The sequence below is a fragment of the Rhizobium sp. P1_E6 genome, assembly GCF_056405875.1.
Window position 1 is genome coordinate 1 of sequence record NZ_JBFUBG010000157.1, and the last position, 7,539, is coordinate 7,539.

Below are 7,539 nucleotides of genomic sequence, written 5' to 3' on the forward strand. Positions count from 1 at the left end.
GTTCTGCTGATGTTTGGCCGTTCATGGCCGCATCCGGTCAATCTGGAAGAATCCACTGATCCTGGCAGATAATAAACGGTATCGTGCTGATCAATGCGACAGCCTGGCAAAAGGCGTTGGCTCGTGAAGCGGTCATTCGACCCATCGCCTTCATAAAGAACCTGACCGCCCCGGAGAAATTTGTCGCGTGCAGGGCGTTGGGGCTCAAGCCGACAAGGTTCTATCAACTGCTCGCCCAGTTCGACGAAAACCGGTGACCAGCTCATTGCTGGATGAAACGCCCGGCCCGAAAAAGGGAAAGCGGCTCCTGTCATCGGAACAGGAAGATGCCGTCACCTGCGCCATCCAGGAGATCTATTGCCGTCGTGAGCGGCCGACGATCACCGCCGTTCATGATCATGTCCGGGTCATTTGCCGTCAGCGAAACATAACTGCCCCCTCCTGGAAGGCCGTGAAGGTTCGCATTGATAGCTCCGACCAGAGGAAGCTGGCCAAAGCCCGAGAGGGTGCTGGCGTCGCCCGTCAGCAATACATACCCGTCATCGATGAGTATTCCGTCGAACACGCGCTGGAGGTGGTGCAAATCGATCATACGCTGGTCGATCTCTTCGTCGTCGATGCTGTAAACCGCCAGCCACTGCAACGCGTCCTTGGCTGACTTTGGCGATCGATGTTGCCAGCCGCATGGTGGCCGGCTTCTACCTGAGCCTTGAGCACCCATCATCGACATCTGTCGCCTTGGCCATCCGGCACATGGTTTTGCCGAAGGCTTCGTGGCTCGCGGAGCGAAACGTGGCCGGCAACTGGCCCGTCCATGGTTTGCCCACCGCCATTCATCCCGACAATGCTCGGGAGTTTCGAGGAAAAGCACTCGCTTGGGGAGCGGCTGAGCACGGCATAAATCTCATCCATCGACCGGTCGCCCGTCCAAATTACGGCGGCCACATCGAGCGGCTTATCGGCACGATGATGGGCGCCGTTCACTTTCTGCCCGGCTCAACCTCGAGTGATATAGGCTCCCGTGGCGACTACGATCCGCAAAAGCATGCAGTTATGACCTTTGACGAGCTGGGGCGGTGGCTCACCCTTGAGATCGTCGGCCGCTATCACGCCGATATCCACCGTGCGCTGAAGATTCCCGAATGAGGCCAAACCGATGTGCTTCATCCAGCAGGTGGCGAACAGAGGAAGGCTGCCATTTGCGCCCGCCGCGCGCCGGCCGCTCACCCATCTGATCCAGTTGGGCGGCAATATCGCGCAGCGACAGGCCAGGATCAGCAATGGCAATCGCCGCAACGAGCTTCATCAGGTGATCTTCCGGGGCGCGCCGTGGCGAGCGCGCCAGGAGTTCGGGTTCGGCCAACTTTTCGCGGACCATTCTATGCACCGCGCGGCGCAGGCGTTCTACCGTCCAGTCATGGCCTTTGCGATTGAGCACCCGGACGACATTGTCCCAGCTATGCTGGGGGCGAAGCTGCCGGACCATCGGTAGCCAGGTCTGGGCGGACGAGATCAGCTCGTCGAGATAGAGTTTGTCTCGCGCCCTCGATACCGCTTTGATCGCTTCTGGTCGCCGTTCTCGAAGTCCGGGATTGCCCGGCAGCTTGCCACGCGCTTTTGCCGCCTTGATGCCAGCTCTGGTTCGTTCGGCGATCAAAGCCCGTTCGAGCTGTGCGACAGCTCCGAGCACCTGAAGAGAAAACATTCCCTGTGGCGTGGACGTGTCGATGGGATCGCGGATGGACCTGAAATGGACGCCGCGTCCTTCCAAGTCCTCAATCACTTGCAACAGATGGCTGACCGAACGGGCTAGTCGATCCAGCCGGACGACGACAAGCACGTCGCCAGTGGCGAGCTCGCCGAGAAGTCTCGTCAGAACTGGTCTGGCCCGTGTTGCACCGGATCCGTGCTCCTGAAAGATCCGGTCACAGCCGGCGGCACGCAATTCGTCCAGCTGCGCGTCGTGGACCTGATCGTCGGTCGAAACACGTGCATAGCCGATAAGCCGTTTGGGTACTGACGATGGATTGGCGACCTGCCGTTTTGCCATGGTTTTTTCACGCGCTTTTCAACTGCCTTGTACAGATAAGGAATGCGTGAGAAAATGACCAGTTGCAAGCGTGTTTTATGGTCCAAATACAGCCCCGCCAGACTCGAATTCCGATGTCGAACGGGCATCCGGAGGCAGCCAGCGTGAAACGCGCTCTGGTGGCCATCCGTGGCGGAAATGCCGGAAACTAAGGTGTTCGGGGGGGAGGGGAGGGGTGAGAAGCGTTGACTGAGGCAGGGATTGCAGAGAAGTTCGTGCTCCCTCGAGAGGAGAGAGCCGCTTGCCACGGCTCGTGTATCCACCGCTATTCCGCCGATCCTCGCCGAAATCTGCCTGAAACGCCGAAAACCAAGCTTTTCCGCTCATCCATGCCAGCCGACATTCTTATTTGCACCTCGAAATCAATCTACCATCGATAATCTATACTTATCGATGGTTAGAACGCCAACTCCAAATCATACCATGTGAGGAACTGTAATATTCATATAGAGTTCCTTTAGCAAATCATTTACCATGATTTCAATGGCTTACGATCTCGCGAAAATCAACATGATAGCCCTGATGCGGCCGGCTTTCGACGCCGGTATCGCGTTGACGCGTCTCGACGAGCGCATTGCTCGCTCGTCCGTCGGCGCGGGCTTCCTCGAGCGCTCCCATTTCGCCGATGCCTGCGCCTCGTTGTGGATCAACGGCGAACTCGTCCATCTCGAAGACCTAGTGTTGCATGACGCGACGAAGGATATTCGCACGCCGACCCACGAGCTAACCATCGCTCGCGATGTTTTGAAAACCCGCCGGCGGATCGCCGGCCAATCGCCGGATTGGGCGTTCTCTGCCGACGGCATCCGCTCGCTGCGGAAAACCTCGGAGATCGGGTCGGGCGGAGGGGACGAGGCGACGACGGCAGAAGTTATTTGGCCGGCTGCTGCGATCGACGCGGAAGGGGAGGGGGACGAAGGTGACGACGTCGAAAATCTCCTTGGCGTCGACTATGCCGCCATCGATGCGGTGCTGGCTCGGTCGGAAGCGGCAATCGAGCGCGCAAGGCGGCCCGGCCGTGGTGGCGACCAAGACAAAGATCCGATGGTCTATGATCTCGACTGGGACGAGGATGCGCGGCTCGACGAATGGCGCGGTGTGTTGCGGGAGGTGCAAGACCTGCCGGCGGTGCTGCAGGCGATCGTTGCCCTCGATGCCTGGAACGAGCTTTCCGTCCTGCAGCACGCCCCTTGGCTCGGCCGACTGTTTGCCGCCTCGATCCTTCGGGAAGCCGGCATCACCACCGGCGCCCATCTGGCCGCCATCAACCTCGGACTGAAAACCATCCCCGTCGATCGCCGCCGCCATCGCGACCGGGAGATGCGGCTGCTCGCCATCGCCCATGGGTTTCTGGCGGCCGCCGAGATCGGCATGAAGGAACATGACCGATTGGTGCTGGCGCGCACGTTGATGGAGCGGAAGCTGGAAGGGCGGCGGACATCATCGAAATTGCCGGAGCTGGTCGAGCTGGTGATGGCGAAGCCGTTGGTTTCGGCAAAGATGGTGGCGAAGACGCTCGAGGTGACGCCGCAGGCGGCGCGGCGGATTGTTTTGGAGCTGGGCTTGAGGGAGATGACGGGGAGGGGGAGGTTTCGGGCGTGGGGGGTGCTATAGAAAGGAAAAATCCGGTCGTAGAAAGGTGTCGGTCGCGTCCAGCGTCCCGAAACTTGCGCCAAGGAATAGCGATCATTAAATACCGGACAGATTTTCTCAACGCTCCATCGTTGCACAAGGCGCAAGTTCGATCACGTTGCACTGGCTCAGTCCCTCGGAAACTCCCTTGGGAGCGTCAATCTCAAGGGATCTCCCCTTTTCGCAACGGCTCGGCGAGCCACGTCCGCAGCCGTCCCGAGAGCTCGTCCACATCGCGTGTCTCACATTCCCATACGACAGCCACATCCCAACCCTGAGCCCGTAGCTCCCGCTCCTTCGGRCGTCTCGTTCGACGTTCTTCGCAAATTTGTCCTGCCAGAATTCAATGATATCGCCAGTCAGGGAAAGAGGCGAGTGCATTATGCGAAAGGGGCATGCGGAAAGCACTCGCGGAAGATTTGCCATGCTCTGACGGCAGCCAATGGCGGCGTGCGGAACGAAATCCCCAACCGCTTGAACACGTTCATCAAGCTTGCTATCGAACTCGGCAGCGGAGGCTTCTTAGTCGAGGTCGGGGACGCCAGTTTCAGCAACGCGTGTCACCGTCTCTACCCCGGCGAGCGCGATCTGTTCCAGCCCAGATTTCAGAAGGTCGCGCGTATCCGATACGAAACGCGGCCGCTAGTTCTTGTCTTCTAACTGGTACGATACTGCTGCTAAAGCGAGCATAGTCACACGCGATAGGCGGCATTTTTGCAAGCGTCATTACGACGCGTCATTTCCGCACTGCTCTTGTTCCGACCCCGCATCGGCCAGTACACCAGCGAGCATGGCAGAGACATTTTTCGGGAYGTCGCCGGTGCKAACATGCGTGAAKKRATCMGCAAAGCMGGTCCATTCATGCACTTCCCTYARCAAGTCGGGAACCTCSACCAACGGATACATGTCGCTGATCTCGGCATTCAGYTCCTCKGCKGCCRCRGGGACTTCGCYGRCGGTTGGTGTAACRATCAASGTTCCGGCCTCRAGACGAACTCCTTCGAGCTTTCCRGATCGTGCTCTGTRCGCSAGRCGCKKCAGGTTGAASTCGAGCATCTGAYGCGCTTCGGCAAGCCACTGCGCGCCGTCGCTCTGGACCCCCAAACCGAGACGATCKTCTTCCTTCATCGAGAYGAATGTCGACCGCGGCATCAGATGCTCGTCAATCGGCCGGAAAGATCGGCTGCCATCGACCCAGATCTCCGCAGATCTAAGCYGGTCTCGCAAAGCCGCKAGCGTGGCGATCTCGTAGAGACGGCGATCRGGTTTCCCCTGTTCGAAGATAAGCCGTCGWTCAGTTTGGCTGAGGTGGGTGAKCGGCACGCGATCCGGGAGTGTCCGCCGCTTCTCGGCATAAAGCCGTTTCARCAGYGCAATTGCCGCCAGARGCGGGTCKTGGCGATGCGCCGMGCGGAACGTGAAGGCCTGAAGGAAYGCACCAATGTATTTGTGGACGGTCGCRTAYTGYTCGGCTGCYACGRTCAACGACGGYGCCTCGTTGTCGTCGACCATCGACTCGAGCTCAGGCTTCATCCGAAGSAGCCGGTCCCAGCCGACTCTTTGGTCGAGAACATCCAATGCRTTCCGACCATAGTCGTTGGCGGACTGCAGGGCGGTGATCGTATCYAGAAACATGCGCAGCGCTTTGRCGGTRTTCGCTCTGCAGTCCATCTGYCGCYGCTTCTTYCKATTRTTGGCTTGCGAGAACAACTTGCCCATCAGCTTGATGAACATCGTCACSGCATCGTCCGTGAGCTTCTGGCAAAGCTTGATGACTTGAGCCACGATYAGAGCGTGGCGACGGCTGGCGTTGARKTCGTTSGCAAGCCAGGCCGGCGTTGCGTTGCCCTCCCGGATCATCTGGTCCCACCGTCCGGATGATACGCGCRCCTGCAGTTCCGGATGGATCTCCAGCCGCCGYAGAAAAGCTATYCGCTCGGTCAGCCCGACGAGGTTCGACGCAGCCGGCGCTTCTGGCGCCGARCGCAGCCAATGRAAGCGCGTCTTGCYGATCGACGGGTCAACCTCTAACAGCCTATCCAGTGATTGAAGCCTATCGAGYGGGATGTCTTCAATCAGRGTTCTTTCTGCCCGGCGCCGGGCTATGGCACGGCCGGCAAGGCCGATRCGTTCGATCGTGTCGATCGCCGGCAGAAGAGCTCCGCGTTCGCGAAACGCGGCGACAGYCGAACTGGCTATCGCAGCACCGTCGTCGGACATRGTCGCCGCTTGAATTGCCGCCAAYAGYGCGGCKCGGCGATCTTGCACCGTGGCGCTTCTCGTATCCAAATAGACCATTAGCAGCGCCATATGATCTCGACGGGTTTCTTCACGACGTGCATAGAGGGCAAATTCGTCTGAAGCGGCGCCGATCTGATCAGCAACATACTTCAGCATGGCCCGAGGCGGAGTTTCTTGTGCTCCAAGCACTCGACCCGGGTATCGCATCAGACATAGCTGGATGGCAAAGCCGAGCCGATTGTGATTACGTCTCCGCAGTTCGATCTCCAGGCGATCCGCCAATGACAACGAATAGTGGCGGATCAGGCTGTCCTCGTCGACTGGGATATCGACAAGCTTCCGGCGATCTTGATCTTTGAGAAGCTTGCGCTTTGCCATCGCCCGACTCCATTCATGACCAATCTGCGTCGAGCGTTGTCGAGTCGGGCCGGACAGAGAAATCAAAACTGGCGCRTGTCGATMGCAATCCACAGAGATCGGATGTTGCACATCCGGTCTACGGCATGGTTCCGGTTTCGTTCGGCCTTAGCGCACGATTTCGAACTGCTCTTGTTCTGGCCCCTTCAAATGGGCATTGATGAGACCGCAGGCAAACGTGGCCACATGGCGATCTACACAAAGGCGGATTCCCAGATCGCCCCGGCGAAAAGTTCTCCGTGATAGTCGATATAGACGGTCAGAAATTCAGCGCGGAGCCGACCGGTCAGCAAATGGGCAAATTTGTCGGAGCTACCACTTGGGTCAATAATCCCGACTTCGTCTACGATCTTGCCAAGAAGAAAATGCTGACGGTCTCGCGTGAAGGGCGCGAACCTTTCACGTTGAGCCTTGAGGGAACCGACGCTACCATGCAGGCCCTGCGCGCTTGCCAGAACGCGAACTAGATAGCGCCTGCGAATTGCGAGGCAACGTGAGCTGCCTATGGAGTGCCGTCGAGACGAACCTCGCATAGTGCTGGGCGCCCCTCAACCGCTATCGGCGGCAAGGTGCTGAAGTTTAAGTCAGGCAGCCGGAGCATGCGCGCATTGGAAATTGGGTACCGGCGTTGCTACGATCCTACGTAGCAATTGCCATAGCCTTCCTTTGAGAAGTCGGCGACCGCCTCGCAGAAGGAGCGGCCACTCCGGAAATTTTGAAAGTAATTAGCGAGAATATTGAAATAATCATCCTATCGAAAGCAATATTATATCGCGGAAAATCCTCAATTCATGTAAAATTATTCGACTACTGGCGAATTTATAGTGTATATATTATGAATATATGATAGTATGGGTTGTACGTCAACTGATCCAGCCCGTTGGGGAATACCGCCAAATTGTGGTTCACGCCGTGTGGACGTCTCGGCTTGAAGTTCTGATCCAAGCTTTGCTGGCGTTCAGCACGTCCGAAATTGGGGAATGCAGTACCCGGTAGTCATTCACAAGCCAGTGAGGGGGATACGAAATGTTTAGCACGTGTATCAGGATTCCGGTACGCACCCGTAGCGACGAGACCCGGAATAGACTTTGCGGAAATATTGCTCGAAGTGTTTTCGTGGCGGTCGCCGTTGTCGTATTCGCAAATGGTCCGTCCTGGTC

General features: G+C 58.0%; 6 protein-coding genes and 1 pseudogene. 5 read left to right on the forward strand and 2 right to left on the reverse strand.

Annotated elements, in window-relative coordinates:
* Positions 1-83: 83 nt before the first annotated feature.
* Genes AC1D35_RS33965 through AC1D35_RS33975 form a run of 3 tightly spaced genes read left to right on the forward strand, consistent with a single transcriptional unit; the run spans position 84 to position 1,146 of the window.
* A complete protein-coding gene (locus AC1D35_RS33965) occupies positions 84-257 on the forward strand; it encodes a hypothetical protein (RefSeq protein ID WP_477942264.1) in 174 nt (57 codons plus the stop codon).
* The gene (locus tag AC1D35_RS33970) at positions 254-658 is read left to right on the forward strand and encodes a DNA-binding domain-containing protein (RefSeq protein WP_477942266.1); all 405 of its coding nucleotides are present in this window, start codon (positions 254-256) and stop codon (positions 656-658) included. Before AC1D35_RS33965 ends, AC1D35_RS33970 begins: the two co-directional genes overlap by 4 nt.
* Before the next feature lie 2 nt (positions 659-660).
* A complete protein-coding gene (locus AC1D35_RS33975) occupies positions 661-1,146 on the forward strand; it encodes a hypothetical protein (RefSeq protein WP_477942268.1) in 486 nt (161 codons plus the stop codon).
* Here the strand turns inward: AC1D35_RS33975 and AC1D35_RS33980 are convergent.
* Complete coding sequence (locus AC1D35_RS33980; protein ID WP_113335380.1) at positions 1,082-2,050, reverse strand: recombinase family protein; 969 nt, start codon at positions 2,048-2,050, stop codon at positions 1,082-1,084. The genes AC1D35_RS33975 and AC1D35_RS33980 overlap by 65 nt on opposite strands.
* 513 nt (positions 2,051-2,563) lie before the next feature.
* Here AC1D35_RS33980 and AC1D35_RS33985 point away from each other — a divergent pair.
* The gene (locus AC1D35_RS33985; protein WP_464753265.1) at positions 2,564-3,703 is read left to right on the forward strand and encodes an RHE_PE00001 family protein; all 1,140 of its coding nucleotides are present in this window, start codon (positions 2,564-2,566) and stop codon (positions 3,701-3,703) included.
* Between the two features lie 783 nt (positions 3,704-4,486).
* Here AC1D35_RS33985 and AC1D35_RS33990 read toward each other — a convergent pair.
* Positions 4,487-6,340 (reverse strand): annotated as a pseudogene (locus AC1D35_RS33990) (DUF4158 domain-containing protein); the annotation flags it as partial.
* Positions 6,341-6,618: 278 nt separating this feature from the next.
* Between AC1D35_RS33990 and AC1D35_RS33995 the strand changes: the two are divergent.
* Positions 6,619-6,846, forward strand: coding sequence for a hypothetical protein (locus AC1D35_RS33995; protein WP_446983660.1), 228 nt, complete (start codon positions 6,619-6,621; stop codon positions 6,844-6,846).
* Positions 6,847-7,539 lie beyond the last annotated feature (693 nt).

Coding starts and splice junctions, on each gene's coding strand:
- AC1D35_RS33985 (WP_464753265.1), top strand. CDS start 2,564: ATGATTTCAATGGCTTACGATCTCGCGAAAATCAACATGATAGCCCTG.
- AC1D35_RS33980 (WP_113335380.1), bottom strand. CDS start 2,050: ATGGCAAAACGGCAGGTCGCCAATCCATCGTCAGTACCCAAACGGCTT.